Consider the following 14,093-nt stretch of genomic DNA (forward strand, 5'->3'; position numbering starts at 1 on the left):
TTGCATTGGTCGAACCCTACTCAACGACGTGGAGCGTGAGAGCCATCTGTCCGTGGCCGGTCCCACAGAAGATGAAGCATTGACCCGTGAAGTCACCGGCTTTTTCAGGAGTGAATGAGAGTATTGCAGGTGTGCCTTTGTTGATCTGGACCTTCTGGTCGAGATCGGCAAACTGGAGTCCGTGAGTGACATCACTGCTTTGAATTACGAATTCGACGGGTTCACCTTTTTTGACCGTGATCTCTGAAGGAGAAAACTCAAAGCGCTTTGCTGAGATTTCGATACGGTGCGGCTCAGTGCCGGCATGAATCGGGCGGAATGATATCGCAGACATCAGTGTGAAAGAAGTAAGAAGGGTCCACTTGAATTTCATCGGCTATCGGCTCCTGCAACGATCGTCAGTGAAAGATCATCCACAATGGGGATCCTTCGATTCGTTGACTGTAGTTAGCCGCTAAAACAGTGTTGTCATGTGTCTGTCAGGCGATTGTCAGTGAAATGTTGGCCCTTACGGTGACAATGCTTTGACAATGCGGCGACGAACCCGCGACACATTCCGGGTCATGTCTCGCTATCGTCTGCCTCATGCAAAGTGTGAAGCGTTGTATACCCGTCCATTGGGTGCTTTGTTATCTCATCGTGACTGCGTTGTTTCCGGGTGTAGCGGTGCAGGCCCAGAAGACGCCTATTATCTCGGGAGGCGGGGGCATGTTCGTCAGCCGGAATGGCGGCCAGAACAGCTACTTTCCGGTCATCTCTCCGCTCGCCGCTGTGCCTCTCGGCGACCATGTGCTGGTGGAAACCAGGGCGACTCTTCTGGAGTCGTTCACCGCGAATGGACATGGCTACGATACGTCACACTATGCCGCGCTGACCTATCTTCAGGGAGACTTCCTTGTCTCTCCTCATCTCACCGTGGTAGCGGGTAGCTATCTGACTCCATTCGGTACGTATAACGAGAGGCTGACGCCAATCTGGATCAGTAATTTTCAGAATGGCCCGCTCATTCTTCCGCTCGGAACCATGTCCAGTACGGGGACAGGGGGCATGGTGCGCGGTTCTGCAGTCTCCCGCTCCTCTTTTTCTATCGACTACGCCGGGTATTTTTCAGCCCGGAGCGGGAATGAGCAATTCCTGTCACAGCGATCCTCGGGTGGGCGCGTCTCTGTCTATCTTCCGAAGCAGAGATTGGAGCTTGGTACGTCGTACGGCCGCTTGCTTCAGGGGCAGCAGGCCAACTTTCAAGGAGTTCATCTCTGGTGGGAACCTGCAAATACCGGAGTCCGGTTCCGGTCAGAGTATGCGCATGGAGCACACTCCTCCGGATACTGGTTCGAAGCTGAAATGCGGCCAATCTTCTGGGGCGGATATGACAGCTGGATCGGCCGTTTTCAGCCGGCCTTCCGCATGCAGCAGACCTTCCGCAATAAACCGGACCCATCGGATGGCTTGCCTGGCGTGAATACGCGATTGGCAGATTTCGGACTTGTCTACAACCTTCCGCATGAGGTGCGGTTGCGAGCAAGTTATTCAAGGCAATTTTCAGCAGCCGGCGACAAAAACATCTGGGCTGCGAATGTGACCTACCGGTTTCTATTCCCGGCATGGAAGGGGAAGAAGTAATGCACACCAGACGAAATGGACTTCTCGCCTTCCTGCTTGCCATTGCTTTGCCGTGTTTTGCGCAGCAACCCCAGCCGGTGGCCCCGGCCAAGCCAAAACCCAAACGGACGCCGAGTGCCGGGGAACTCGTCTTTCAACAGAACTGTTCACGTTGCCACAATCCGCCGCAGGGATTTTCGCCACGGATCTCGGGAACGATCGTAAGGCACATGCGGGTGCGTGCATCGCTCAGCAAGAAGGATGAAGAAGCTCTGCTGCGTTTCTTCAACCCATAGGGCGCAATCTTACGAGCGAAATTCGTTCAGATAAGGCGATGCCGAAGGCTGCGGTGATTAGTAGATCTCATGGTCTGACGGACCATAAGGCTGTCCGAACTTGTTCAGGTGCTGTGTGGGCTGAGGGTGTTCAATGGCAATATCGCCGAGATTGATGTTCTCTGCGGTGATATGGACGCGCCTGGTGTAGCGGTCGAGTATCGGCTGGCGTTCGCCTTCGACCCACACATGCATCTCATACTCTCCTTCAGGCAGTCCTGTAAGACGAAACTGCCCACCGGCATCCGCGATGGCATAGTAGGGCGTGCTGAGCGAGATAACCACCGCCGACATCTCCGGGTGGATATTGCAGAAGATGTATGAGATGCCTTCGCGTGAGAAGTTAACCGAACGGCTTGAGTTGGCCTCGTAAAGGCCCAGGTCAAATCGTTTGCCATCGAAGAGCGAGAAGACATTGTGGAAGAAGGGGTCGGCATTCGGGAAGATTACGTTGCCGCCTACAGGAACCACCACAAGATGAGGAGTGAACGTCTTGTTCTTCTGCAGCATGACTGGGCTAGGGCCGGCAGGAAACGGAGGCGGTGGAAAGCTCAGAGGTTTGAGCCAAAGTACCGCTGGAGGAAGCTTTGCCGGTCGTTTCGCTGATGCTGCATCCATAAGACGTAACCGCGCGGTTGCGTCCGAAGCGTGAGCGGAGGGTAATGCGTATGCGATAAGGCAGACGGCCGCGATGTTGCGAATAAAGGCGCCGGTAGTCATCAGAATCGATAAGCCCCTGAAAGTCCAATTGCGTCGCTTGCATAGCGGTCGCGGCTTGGGAAGGTGGATTGCAACCGCTTGTATTCGAGTGAGAACTGCAGGTAGGCATTTGGGCTGTAGATCGTATTCAGCATGAGTGTGCTGTTGCGTGTCAGCCCTGAATATGTGGGAGCCGTAGAATTAGCCGTCCTGGAGCGGATCTGCTTACTAAAGGGATTATCGAGGCCATAGGCAATGTTCGTCTCAAAACGACCAGTCTTGATAGCAAGTTGGGCCCAGCCACCAACATCGTCGATTGGTTGAATTGCAGTTGCCCCTTCGTAATCGCGATAGATGAAGTCGGCATAGCCTCCGCCACCGAGTCCGCCCAGGGCTTGTCCGCGGTAGGCATTGGAGGTGAGCATGAGGTATTTCCCAAAGGGCAGATGGAGGTCGACCGTGGCCGCCCAGGCATCGAACCGGCTTCCATCGGCCGCGCGATGTGGGCTGAAGTAGCCGCCAAGTCCGAACCGGGTTTCACGGTCGGCTGGGCCGAAGCTGCCGCCGGTACGAAGCTGAACGCCCGGCCATCTGCTGCGTTCTGCCAGAGTCGAAGTGGAGCTGCTGCTGGCAGAGGGAAGCAAAGGATCGCTGACATCGATAAACGCCGTCTGGAGCGTGAGCTTCGATGTGGTGGAAAGAGGGATAGACTGACTTACACCAACCTGTGGGTTCCATGTCCACAGATTGCCGGACCAGGAGAGCGCGGGAACGGCTACCGAAGCAAGAGATGTTGGCGCGTCAGGGTTGAGGATCGTCCGGTCGTACGAGAAGAAGGCCTGAGTATTCTTCCAGTCCAGGGAGGCCAAGGCGGTACGAAGACGGATAAGACCTCCGGCGGAGTATTCGGAACTCGTGGCGGAGCCAAAGAAGTCTGTACGGAGTTGAGCCCGGCTGGTCGCACCCAGGAAGTGCGGTCCACGCGCGTCAATACCAAGCACGGTTTGACGCATCGTGAATCCTGTAGTTCCGCCACCTCGCAAGGCATACGTCGGAGTAGCCGGCACATCGACACGATGCGTATTGACAAAGGTATTGAACAGCACCAGGCCTGTGACTGAAACTGGATACTTCGATTCAGACTCAACCTTCAACGAATCATGGGTCGCGACGGCAGATTCCAGTGCGTCGACCCGTTCTTCGAGGGTTGGCGTTGCGGCGGGCAATGGCGTCGTTCCAGTTGTGGCGGCAGTGGTTGCCGAGGCAGCAAGTTGTTGTTTCAACTCCGCAAGCTGCCGCTGCATCTCCTGAATTTGTTTCTGGTAGTCCTCCACCTGTGACTGCACCCGCGTGATTGCCGTTGAAAGCCGGGTGATCTTTTGTTCCGGAGTCTCCTGCGTCTGAGACACATTCCCAGGCGGCGCAGATTGCGCCTGACTCATGGATGGCTGCAGCAGCGCGAAGACCAGGATCATGCTCTGGAGTTTGAGAGTGTCGCGCATCATTGGGTCAATACCCCATCTCGTAGATGTGACGTTCCGTCGCCGGAATGAAGAGTGCGAGAGATCGTAAAGACGAATGTCGTTGAACCGGCACGCCCGTCCACGAGTCGTACATCACCCTCATGTTCTCGCGCGACGGTCCATGCCAGAGTAAGCCCCAGACCGGTACCTTTGTGACGTCCCTCGCTCACGAACGGTGCGAAGAGATTATCGCGGATGCTTTCCGAAACGCCGGGGCCGGAATCGACAATGCTGGCGGAGATGGTTTTCGGTGTCGCCGTCAGTGTAAGAGAGACGCTGCGCGTCGTGGGACTTTGCCTTGCCGATTGGCAGGCATTGAGCAGCAGGTTGTACAGAGCGCGCTCAATCTGGCGGCCATCTACGGCAGCTGTGGTATCTGCGGCGTTATTGATGAAAGTAACCGCGACTCCATCAGAGTCAGGATGTGATTTGACGAGAGTAATCGCGCGTTCTGCAAGAACTTCTACCGAGGCGGTCGTACGTAGCAGCGCATTCCCAGTTCGGCCGAAGATGAGCAGCGAATCGAGCATCTCCGTGGTGCCCTGGACAGCGAGCCGGATCTCCTCATACAGCTCATTTCTCTCAGGCTCCGATAGATTTGGGGATGCCAGAAACTCCGCATTGGCGTAGACGGCTGCAAGGTAATGTCTCAGGTCATGCGAGATGGATGCAGCCATGCGGCCGATTGTGGCCAGCCTCTCGGACTCCAACAGTTTCGAATTGGTTGTCTGTATCTGCTCGCGCATCTGCGCGAAGGTCTTGCTTAGGAAACGGACCTCCTGCGTTCCGTTGGAAGGTAGAACGTAGGTGTCATTTCCTGTGCCGAAGGCACGGACACCCGAAGTGAGCCGCTCGATGGGACTGGTAAGCATGCGCGACAGCAGGAGCATCAAGATGGTGCCACCAGCAAGAGCAATGGCGCCCGCCAGTGCCACGAGACGGTTGATCTGTTTTTCAGCGGCGTCCGTCTGCGCAAATGACTTCAACATGACGAGCCGTATCGGCGTAATCTCGTTGGCCTCGAAATTTTTTGTGATCGCAAGATAGCGTTCGCCATTCAGGACTGCCGAAACGGGAACAGATGCCCCGATGATGGTATGCAGGTCAGCGGAGATCCTGGTAACTCGCGCATCCGGGAGACTGCTGGCGATAAGCTGGGAGCCGTGGAAGACTGCGGCATCGGAACCGGCGCTGCTGGCCACGTCCTGCATAAGCTCGTCGTCGATCGCATAGCCGCTGATAACGTAGCCAAGAAGAGTTCCTGATGCCGGGTCGCCAAAGTAGATCGGCGTCGTTGTGTATTCGTATAAATCGGATCCCGCAAGCAGAAGGTGTTGCGATGGGTCTGAAAATTTCTGCCGCAGGGCAGGTAAAAGCTGCGCCGAAGGCCGGCGGGTATTGAGGGCCAGGATGTTGCCATCCCGGTCTGCAAGGGCGAACAGGTCGTTTCCGCTGACCTTCCAGAAGGGCACTGAGCCGTCAGCTACCGTCTCCTGGTGCCGGGTTGTCATCAACGCCTTCAGGCTGGGGAGATCGGCGATCAGCGCATTGGCTCTGCGCAGGTTGACTAACTTTTGCGTTTGCAGCTTTTGGAAGAGCTCGACCGAGCGATAGAGGTCGGCTGAAAATGCCTCCTGGGCATGCTGTTGAAGACGGCTGCGGATAATGAGGAGACTTGCAGCGGTAGATCCCGCAATGACGAGGACCAGCGAGGCAAGCAGAAGGACGCGTGTACGAATGCCTGGCGTGTCTTTCGTTAACATTTTCAATCTCAGACCTACGGTACGAATTTATACCCTGCGCCGTAGACCGTCTGAAAATGTTGGGGTTCCGCAAAATTGACTTCGAGTTTCTGGCGAAGTTTTAGAAGTTGATTGTCAACGGTCCGCGTCGTTGGATAGGAATTGTACCCCCAGACTTCGTTCAGCAGCTCTTCGCGGCTGAGCACGCGTTCCGCATGTTCAACAAAGTACTTCAGAAGCTTGAATTCGTGGGCCGTCAGCGTGACAGGCTCTCCCGCGCGGTGAGCAGTCATGCGTGCGAAGTCGATGGTGCAGTCCCCAAAGGTATAAGTGGTGACCGTGCTTGGCTTCTGCTGACGGCGAAGTGCGACCTGGAGCCTGGCAGTCAGCTCTCTTGGAGAGAAGGGTTTGGTGACGTAATCGTCCGCGCCCAATTCAAGAAGAAGAACCTTGTCCGCGACTTCATTAATGGCTGAGACGACGATGATCGGTGTCTCCGGCCGCTCTGCCTTCATCATCTTGCAGAGGTCGCGTCCGGTGATATTGGGTAAGACAAGGTCCAGAATTACGGCTGATGGCCGAATGCTATGGAAGGCGTCGAGGCCCGTCTTGCCGTCGCCACAGACCGTCACGCTATATCCAAGCTCACGGAAGGTCCTGTGAAGAACCTTTTGCATCCGTGGGTCGTCTTCAACGACGAGGATGTGTGTGCGAGTCGGCATCACAACGGGGGAATGAGTCAATTCTTGAGTTCCCATCTGGAGCATGGGCTAATTGTCACTCTGAAAGCCCCGCGTCCGCCAAAAAAGGTAGCAAAGTGACAATCTTGTGACAAGGGGGAGACGGTACGGAGTGATTTGGCCTTAGTGCAGGCTGTGAAGGTACTGCTCCAGATGTTGGATGGCATCTCCAAACCCGCTGTAGGTCAACCGGATAACCGGCGCCTCCCGCAATAGCCGATCTACCGCTGCATGTTGCGATTCGCGCATGCCGGACCAGTGTTGCCGGATAAAGGACCGGGCATGGCCCGACTGAAGAGGAAGAATCGCCGGTGGACCGTAGGACACGCGCTCAAGAAAGACAAGCAGGGATACCGAAGATCTCTGCTGGCTTTTGATGCCATTGAGCTTCGCTACCGGCAACTCCATCGACGGCTTCCCGGCTGCTCGTGGAGTGATCTCGAAGTTGCGAAGCTCCGGAAAGAGCTCGCGGGCTCCTGGCCGGAAACGAAACTGATTGCAGTTGCCGACGACGGTAGAGGGAGATTGCCGCAACAGGAGATAGGACGCGTCATCGGAGGTATAACGCCAGCCGGCCCGGGCGCAGGCATACGCAAACGAAGACTTTCCCGCCGCGGATTCGCCGCATAGCAGCACTCCGTGGTCCTGCGCAGAGACGCAGGCGGCATGAATGGGGACGCAGTGCCGGGTCGAGATCATCGTGAGCGCCGCAGCTTCGAGGAAGAAATATCGTAGATACGAGCGGGATGTTAAGGCTGCCGTCGAAATGCAGATCTGCGAATTGCCGGTCTCCATATCCGACAGCAGGACGTTGGACGAGTCCGCAATATGCATGCCAACGTGGCCGAGAGAGCGAAAGACAGGCGCCGGAGGGCAGATAGTATCTCCGTTCTCTACGACGGTCACCGCAATATGAATCGGATCGTCGGCAAAGAGGGCAGGAGCCGTGCTCCAGCTTTCGGCGGCTGCTATCTCCACTTCAGGATGATTTGTAGCGAGATCGATGGCAAAGCCGAGACAATTGAACCGGCGGCGGATGTGTAACTCCGGGCCGTGCACCAGATGGCCGTCCTGTAGCGGTGCGGCTGTTTCGAATCCATGTTGGGCGATCGGTAGACTCATTGCGGGTTGCGTCGAAAGTTCAGTATGAAGTGGCCGGTTCGCTGAATTGTTGGTCGAATGTCATCTTTTTGTCTGAGGCGGAGAACTCGTCCAGAAAAGGAATCCGAACCGGTTGAAACAGATGAAAACAGAGACTCAGCGGGGAAGGTTGTGGCGATACCTTGATGGCGGTCGCCAGAGTCTACCCGCTTCCTGTACATTTCTTTGTGGGTCGAATTTTATCGGCACTCCACCATTGTTTAGCGGTCTGTATGTCTGAAGCGGTCGGGATAGAAACGATTCTCAATAGCGATCTGTCATTGTTTCAGGCAGTGAAGACGCACGCACGCGGTCCTGAGGGAGCACTGCCGATTACGCCGGAGATGCTGGTGCGGCAGCCATCGGGCAATCTCTTCGGCCTGTCCCAGAACGCCGGCATGGGCTGGGAACCTGGGCGCCTGAATGACCCCGAATATCTCATCCTGAGCACACACGGTGGTGTACGTGCGGCGGATGGAACCCCCATTGCGCTTGGCTTTCATACCGGTCACTGGGAGGTAGGCCTGCTGGTAACAGAGGCCGCCCGTGAGCTCAGAAATCTCCGCGCGACGCCGTTTGCCGGCGCATGCACCGACCCCTGTGACGGCCGAACCCAGGGAACCCACGGCATGATGGACTCTCTGCCGTACCGGAACGATGCCGCTGTTGTATTGCGCCGCTTGATGCGCTCGCTGCCGACCCGCCGTGGTGTGCTTGGTGTGGCAACCTGCGACAAGGGGCTGCCTGCCATGATGATGGCGCTGGCATCTTCGGGAGCCTATCCCAGTGTTCTAATTCCAGGTGGCGTCACACTCCTGCCTGAGAATGGCGAAGATGCCGGTAAGGTACAGACGATCGGCGCACGCTATTCCCAGCACCAGATCACGCTCGAGTACGCCGCCGAGATGGGTTGCCGGGCCTGTGCCTCACCTGGAGGCGGATGCCAGTTCCTCGGTACGGCCGCGACCGCACAGGCGGTTGCCGAAGCGATGGGGCTCAGCTTGCCGCATACGGCGCTTGCGCCTTCGGGACAGGATATCTGGCTCGATGCCGCGACGCGCAGCGCACGGGCGATGCTGAGGATGACGGCGCTCGGCATCGGAACACACGATGTACTGACTGACGCTGCCATCCACAATGCGATGGTGGTTCATGCTGCTATCGGCGGTTCCACCAACCTGCTGCTGCATATTCCAGCCGTTGCCTATTCCGCCGGTCTTCGCCGTCCAACGGTTGAGGACTGGACGCATACCAACCGCAGCGTTCCTCGACTGGTCGATGCTTTACCAAACGGTCCTAAAAACTTCGCCACGGTTCAGGTTTTTCTGGCGGGGGGTGTCCCTGAGGTGATGTTGCACCTGAGGAATGCCGGCTTGCTGGATCTCCGCGTGATGACGGCCAGCGGTACGACTCTTGGCGAGAACCTGGAATGGTGGGAACACAGTGATCGCAGGCGCATCCTGAAGCAGCGCCTGCGCGATCTGGATGGTGTTGATGCCGAGGAGGTGATCATGTCTCCGGACCGGGCGCGTTCCGCTGGACTCACCTCCACTGTCTGTTTCCCCTCCGGTAATCTCACACCGGATGGAAGCGTGATCAAGAGCACCTCCATCGATCCCGCGTTGATCGATGCCGATGGAGTCTATCGCCATACAGGTCCCGCAAGAGTCTTCCTGACAGAGGAAGCTGCAATCGCCGCGATTAAACAGGGAAGCATCGGTGAAGGGGATGTGATGGCGTTGATCTGCAGCGGCCCTAAAGGAGCGGGCATGCAGGAGATCTATCAGATCACCTCTGCGCTCAAGAATCTGCCGTACTGCCGTCATGTCGCAGTGATCACCGATGCACGATTCAGCGGAGTGTCGACCGGTGCATGCATCGGCCATGTATCGCCGGAGGCGCTCGCGGGAGGCCCCGTAGGCAGGTTGCGGGACGGCGACACGATTGAGATCGTGATCGATCGCAAACAACTTCACGGCTCGGTAAACCTGGTCGGTGAAGGAGACGAGCGCTTCACCCCGGAAGAGGGAGCAATGAGGCTGGCGGCGCGGTCACCTCGGCCCGACCTTGCACCGCATCCAGGTCTGCCCGCAGATACACGGCTGTGGGCCGGCCTGGTGCAGGCCAGTGGCGGAGTCTGGGGCGGCTGTGTCTATGACGTTGATGCAATCCTGCAAAAGCTGCAGGGATAACAGGAGAGGGAAATGAGACTTTATCGCACTACAGGCGGAGCTTTTGTTGAAGCAGATCAGGTGTTCTATCCGGTAGCGGCAACCAGCTGGGATGAACTGCTGACCTCCGCCGAACTGCAACAGCGTGCCAAGGCTGCTACGCAGGGCACGGGCCGCGCTTCACTTGATGGATTGACGGTGCTGGCTCCGGTGGAGAGCCAGGAGGTCTGGGCCTCCGGCGTGACCTACTATCGCAGCCGCAGTGCACGCATGGAGGAGTCGAAAGATGCCGGAGGTGGTGACTTCTATGATCGTGTCTATCATGCGGAACGTCCGGAACTCTTTTTCAAATCTGCAGGGAAGCGTGTCGTGGGTTCGGGCAGCGCGGTGCGGATTCGCCGCGATGCCACATGGTCGGTACCGGAGCCGGAGCTTGTCATGTTGCTTACGCCCAAAGGTGAGATTGCCGGCTACACCATCGGCAACGACATGAGCTCACGCGATATTGAAGGCCAGAATCCCCTCTATCTGCCGCAAGCAAAAAACTACGACGGCGCCTGTGCTCTAGGGCCGTGCGTCCTGCTGGCGACGGAACCGATTGCGAAGTCCACAAAGATTTCAATCGCGATCGCCCGTGGCGCCGAGATCGTCTTCACAGGCGAGACCTCCATGGCAGAGATGAAACGTGAACTGAAAGAGCTTGCCTCCTATCTCTTCCGTGAGTGCAGCTTCGCGGATGGCGTGTTCCTGATGACCGGCACAGGCGTGGTGCCACCGGACAACTTCACGTTGGAATCAGGCGATAAAATTCGGATCACGATTGATGGAATCGGAACACTGGAGAACCACGTTGCCTAACGACGGCAGTCCCAGGTTCCTGGTACGTTGAAGCAGATTTCTCCGCTATGCTGCGCAAATGACAAGGTGGCGTTTGCCGGAGAAGTATCGGTAGAGAAGCAGATCCCTGCGGGATGACAAACAAAGAGGCGTCTCGGTCGATTCAGGTCTCGGGACACCAAACAGCGTAATTTTGGTCATTTCGCAGCGTAGCGGAGAAATCTGCTTCTCTACCCAAACACTGAAACCCACTCTAGTCCAGATTCTGTGATCAGCTAAGAAAGCAGCTCCATCGTTTTCCACCCCAGCCAGCCACGCTGGCCGGGGACCCCGGTTGCTCAGGATGACAAAGTGCGAAGACGAGGTGATCTCATTTCATCTCTCAGCAATAAAGGGCAGACTCTCTTCGAGTCTGCTCCTCAGTACAAAAAGGGAATGATAGTTAGACCAGTTCGCGGACGGCATCGGAGACGGCTGTCAGAGCGATCTTCCCGCGGTTTGGTTCTCCCCGCATGAGCGACTCTGCGAACTTAGCTGCTTGCGCAGGCTTGACCTTCGCCGGCATGGGTGGCGTAAACGGATCGACCACTGCTTCCACCAGAGCGGCGCCTTGCCGTTGCAGCGCAAGGTCCAGGTCTGCGCCGCAACGTGCCGGATCCTCGATCCTCCATGAGGGGATGCCGCAGCCCCGCGCAATCGCGGCAAAGTCAGCGGGGAAGAGATCGCAGGCGTACTCAGGGTTTCCGAGAAACACCATCTGCTCCCATTTGATCTGACCGAGAGTGTTGTTCTTGATGACGATGACTTTGATATTCAACTGGTAGGCGGCGATGGTTATCAGTTCGCCCATCAGCATCGAAAGGCCGCCATCCCCGATGATGCAGTAGACCGGCCGGTCCGGATACGCAATGGCGGCCCCGATCGCGTAAGGAAGACCGCATGCCATGCTGGCGAGGTTGCCGCTGCAGCTATGCTTCTGTCCGCGGAGAGCCGGGACATAACGGGCCCACCAGGTCGTAATCGTTCCGGAGTCCGAAGTGATAATCGCGTTTGCGGGAATCCGTTTGCCCAGCTCCCAACCGACCACCTGGGGCTTCATCGGCTTGTCGAGATGAGTTCCTTGCTTCTCGAGCAGTTCCGCCCATTTCTGCTTACCCTTCTGGGCGCTGCGCAGGAAGCGGTCGTCGTGCTTCTTCAACATCGGAAGGAGAACGCGCAAACATACCCTGGCATCTCCCACGATGCCGACATCCGCTGGATATCGCAGACTGATACGCTGTGGGTCGCAGTCGATCTGGACGCACTTTGCATCGCCGGGCTTTGGCAGGAACTCGATGTAGGGAAAGGATGTGCCCACCATCAGCAGGGTGTCGCAATCTTCGAGTGCTGTCTGCGATGGCTCCGTTCCCAGCAGACCGATGCCGCCGGTGGTGTAGGGACTATCATCCGGAACCGCAGCCTTACCGAGCAGCGATTTAATAATGGGAGCTCCCAGTCCGGCCGCGATACGCTCCAACTCGTCAGTCGCATGCAATGCGCCCTGACCGGCAAGGATAGCGATTCGCTTGCCACGGTTCAGGATGTCGGCGGCATGGTGCAGGTCGACCTGGGAGGGCAGATGTGTATCAAAGGCCGGCGTTGCGGTAGTGTGATGCGGAGGATTCCGTTCAGATCGTCCTTGCTTAACCGGCTGTGTTTGTACGTCGACAGGAAGCGTAAGATGCGCGACACCTCGTTTGGCTAGCGCTGTCCGTATTGCGAGGTCGGTCAGGCTCTCGATATGAGCTCCATTCATGACCCGCTCGTTGTACTCACACACATCGATAAAGAGCTTGTCCAGCGCGACATCCTGCTGGGAAAAGGTCCCGAGCAGATCTGAATGTTGCAGTCCCGTGATCGCAAGGACGGGAGCGTGATCCATCTTGGCATCGTAAAGGCCATTGAGCAGATGAATTCCCCCAGGCCCGGAGGTCGCGATACACACGCCCAGCCGGCCGGTGAACTTGGCATACGCGCATGCTGCGAAAGCTGCCGCCTCCTCATGCCGCACATGGATAAATCGGATGCGGTCTTTCCGCTGCCGCAGTGCCTCGAAGACCCCATTGATGCCATCGCCGGGAAGACCAAAAATCGTGTCCACGCCCCACGCGATCAGCCGCTCCACCAGTACATCCGATGTATTTGACATAGGTCTGTCCCCTCGCGAAACTCTGATGCCGCGTTTCGTGGGGCAGTTTCCCGGTTATCGAAGGGGAAGTTCCGTCTCGCCCATACACCGGGAGGTCATCACCGGTGTATGGGAACCTCAATTTAGTACTTCACGATAGCGGCGAAGGAGTCCGCCTTCAGGCTGGCGCCGCCGACGAGGGCTCCATCGATGTTGGGCTGTTCCAGGAGTGATCTGGAATTCTCCGGCTTGACGGAGCCGCCGTAAAGAATGCGGATCTCGTTGGCTGTATCGCCCAGATGTTGCGCCATATGGTTGCGAACGATGACGTGCGTCTCTTCGGCGATCTCGGGCGTGGCGGTCAGGCCGGTACCGATAGCCCATACCGGCTCATAGGCAACAACCAGCTTGTCCGCATGCTCTTTTGGAAAGCCGGCGAGCGCTCCGGCCAATTGGCTGGCGAGAACATCCTCTGTCTTTCCAGACTCCCGCTCATCGAGCTGCTCGCCGATGCAGAGCAGCGGTGTCAGTCCGTGAGAGATAGCCGCCTTCACCTTCAGGTTGATGCGTTCGTCCGTCTCGTTATCGTACTGACGGTTCTCGGAATGACCGATGAGTACGTGGGTCGCGCCAAGCGTAGTCAGCATGACCGGCGAGGTATGGCCGGTATAGGCTCCCTCATTGGCCCAGTGCATGGTTTGCGCGCCGGCTGCGACATTGGTGCCGCGGACGCGGCTGATGACTGTCGCGAGCGATGTGATGGAAGGGAAGAGCACGATCTCATCTCGAGTATGTCCAGCCACGAGGGGAAGGAAAGCCTCGACAAAGCTCAGCGCTTCGGAAGGAGTTTTGTACATCTTCCAGTTGGCAGCGATCAGTTTTTTACGCATGGCCAACCATTCTAACGATTCGAACTAACCACGAGGAAGAAAGACCCGCGCCAAAAGGTAGCCACCGGCCGCTCCGAAGATCGCTCCGACCATCACTGGTATGACAGACACATTTGCATCGACCGCGACAGCGTTATTGGAGTGAAAGAACTGAGCACCGCTCCTGACGAGCGTGCTGAGCGCGATCAGGCAGCCTCCCAGTACTGCGGAAATGACTATCAGGACCGCGATCAGCAGCGTTCGCATC

At 57.2% G+C, this 14,093-nt stretch carries 13 protein-coding genes; 4 read left to right on the forward strand and 9 right to left on the reverse strand.

The genetic code is table 11. From position 1 onward, the window contains the following. Nucleotides 1-16: 16 nt before the first annotated feature. Nucleotides 17-373 (reverse strand): cupredoxin domain-containing protein, encoded by a 357-nt coding sequence (locus OHL21_RS12515; RefSeq protein WP_263417611.1) that lies wholly within the window; start codon nucleotides 371-373, stop codon nucleotides 17-19. A 335-nt stretch (nucleotides 374-708) separates the two neighbouring features. On the opposite strand from OHL21_RS12515, the gene OHL21_RS12520 reads away from it, so the two are divergent. Further along, nucleotides 709-1,623: a hypothetical protein gene (locus tag OHL21_RS12520; RefSeq protein ID WP_263417612.1), complete on the forward strand. Its 915-nt coding sequence runs from the start codon at nucleotides 709-711 to the stop codon at nucleotides 1,621-1,623. Next, entirely contained in the window at nucleotides 1,623-1,898 is a 276-nt protein-coding gene (locus OHL21_RS12525) for a hypothetical protein (RefSeq protein ID WP_263417613.1), read from the forward strand. The genes OHL21_RS12520 and OHL21_RS12525 overlap by 1 nt, the downstream gene beginning before the upstream one ends. Nucleotides 1,899-1,955: 57 nt before the next feature. Here the strand turns inward: OHL21_RS12525 and OHL21_RS12530 are convergent, their stop codons facing one another. From OHL21_RS12530 to OHL21_RS12550, 5 genes are all read right to left on the reverse strand, one after another. Further along, on the reverse strand, nucleotides 1,956-2,657 hold the full coding sequence (locus OHL21_RS12530) for a hypothetical protein (protein ID WP_263417614.1): 702 nt from the start codon (nucleotides 2,655-2,657) through the stop codon (nucleotides 1,956-1,958). Then, nucleotides 2,657-4,141: a hypothetical protein gene (locus OHL21_RS12535; RefSeq protein ID WP_263417615.1), complete on the reverse strand. Its 1,485-nt coding sequence runs from the start codon at nucleotides 4,139-4,141 to the stop codon at nucleotides 2,657-2,659. Before OHL21_RS12535 ends, OHL21_RS12530 begins: the two co-directional genes overlap by 1 nt. Then, a complete protein-coding gene (locus OHL21_RS12540; protein WP_263417616.1) occupies nucleotides 4,138-5,922 on the reverse strand; it encodes an ATP-binding protein in 1,785 nt (594 codons plus the stop codon). The genes OHL21_RS12535 and OHL21_RS12540 overlap by 4 nt, the downstream gene beginning before the upstream one ends. 14 nt (nucleotides 5,923-5,936) lie before the next feature. Further along, entirely contained in the window at nucleotides 5,937-6,668 is a 732-nt protein-coding gene (locus tag OHL21_RS12545; RefSeq protein WP_317889978.1) for a response regulator transcription factor, read from the reverse strand. A gap of 96 nt (nucleotides 6,669-6,764) precedes the next feature. Then, a complete protein-coding gene (locus OHL21_RS12550; protein WP_263417618.1) occupies nucleotides 6,765-7,763 on the reverse strand; it encodes an HPr kinase/phosphorylase in 999 nt (332 codons plus the stop codon). 251 nt (nucleotides 7,764-8,014) lie between these two features. Here OHL21_RS12550 and OHL21_RS12555 point away from each other — a divergent pair, with 251 nt between their 5' ends. Further along, nucleotides 8,015-9,973, forward strand: coding sequence for a YjhG/YagF family D-xylonate dehydratase (locus OHL21_RS12555; RefSeq protein WP_263417619.1), 1,959 nt, complete (start codon nucleotides 8,015-8,017; stop codon nucleotides 9,971-9,973). Between the two features lie 12 nt (nucleotides 9,974-9,985). Then, a complete protein-coding gene (locus tag OHL21_RS12560) occupies nucleotides 9,986-10,810 on the forward strand; it encodes a fumarylacetoacetate hydrolase family protein (RefSeq protein WP_263417620.1) in 825 nt (274 codons plus the stop codon). A gap of 421 nt (nucleotides 10,811-11,231) precedes the next feature. Here OHL21_RS12560 and OHL21_RS12565 read toward each other — a convergent pair whose 3' ends face one another. The 3 genes from OHL21_RS12565 to OHL21_RS12575 form a co-directional block, all read right to left on the reverse strand. Next, complete coding sequence (locus tag OHL21_RS12565) at nucleotides 11,232-12,977, reverse strand: thiamine pyrophosphate-dependent enzyme (protein ID WP_263417621.1); 1,746 nt, start codon at nucleotides 12,975-12,977, stop codon at nucleotides 11,232-11,234. A gap of 122 nt (nucleotides 12,978-13,099) precedes the next feature. Continuing rightward, nucleotides 13,100-13,846: a triose-phosphate isomerase gene (gene tpiA / locus OHL21_RS12570; RefSeq protein WP_263417622.1), complete on the reverse strand. Its 747-nt coding sequence runs from the start codon at nucleotides 13,844-13,846 to the stop codon at nucleotides 13,100-13,102. A 24-nt stretch (nucleotides 13,847-13,870) separates the two neighbouring features. After that, nucleotides 13,871-14,092, reverse strand: coding sequence for a hypothetical protein (locus tag OHL21_RS12575; RefSeq protein ID WP_263417623.1), 222 nt, complete (start codon nucleotides 14,090-14,092; stop codon nucleotides 13,871-13,873). Nucleotide 14,093 lies beyond the last annotated feature (1 nt).

Source organism: Terriglobus albidus, assembly GCF_025685425.1.
In the GTDB taxonomy this organism is placed as follows: Bacteria; Acidobacteriota; Terriglobia; order Terriglobales; family Acidobacteriaceae; genus Terriglobus; species Terriglobus albidus.

Excerpts from the sequence above, each read along its gene's own strand:
- OHL21_RS12515 (WP_263417611.1), bottom strand. The coding sequence starts at position 373 with ATGAAATTCAAGTGGACCCTTCTTACTTCTTTCACACTGATGTCTGCG.
- OHL21_RS12520 (WP_263417612.1), top strand. The coding sequence starts at position 709 with ATGTTCGTCAGCCGGAATGGCGGCCAGAACAGCTACTTTCCGGTCATC.
- OHL21_RS12525 (WP_263417613.1), top strand. The coding sequence starts at position 1,623 with ATGCACACCAGACGAAATGGACTTCTCGCCTTCCTGCTTGCCATTGCT.
- OHL21_RS12530 (WP_263417614.1), bottom strand. The coding sequence starts at position 2,657 with ATGACTACCGGCGCCTTTATTCGCAACATCGCGGCCGTCTGCCTTATC.
- OHL21_RS12535 (WP_263417615.1), bottom strand. The coding sequence starts at position 4,141 with ATGATGCGCGACACTCTCAAACTCCAGAGCATGATCCTGGTCTTCGCG.
- OHL21_RS12540 (WP_263417616.1), bottom strand. The coding sequence starts at position 5,922 with ATGTTAACGAAAGACACGCCAGGCATTCGTACACGCGTCCTTCTGCTT.
- OHL21_RS12545 (WP_317889978.1), bottom strand. The coding sequence starts at position 6,668 with ATGCTCCAGATGGGAACTCAAGAATTGACTCATTCCCCCGTTGTGATG.
- OHL21_RS12550 (WP_263417618.1), bottom strand. The coding sequence starts at position 7,763 with ATGAGTCTACCGATCGCCCAACATGGATTCGAAACAGCCGCACCGCTA.
- OHL21_RS12555 (WP_263417619.1), top strand. The coding sequence starts at position 8,015 with ATGTCTGAAGCGGTCGGGATAGAAACGATTCTCAATAGCGATCTGTCA.
- OHL21_RS12560 (WP_263417620.1), top strand. The coding sequence starts at position 9,986 with ATGAGACTTTATCGCACTACAGGCGGAGCTTTTGTTGAAGCAGATCAG.
- OHL21_RS12565 (WP_263417621.1), bottom strand. The coding sequence starts at position 12,977 with ATGTCAAATACATCGGATGTACTGGTGGAGCGGCTGATCGCGTGGGGC.
- tpiA (WP_263417622.1), bottom strand. The coding sequence starts at position 13,846 with ATGCGTAAAAAACTGATCGCTGCCAACTGGAAGATGTACAAAACTCCT.
- OHL21_RS12575 (WP_263417623.1), bottom strand. The coding sequence starts at position 14,092 with ATGCGAACGCTGCTGATCGCGGTCCTGATAGTCATTTCCGCAGTACTG.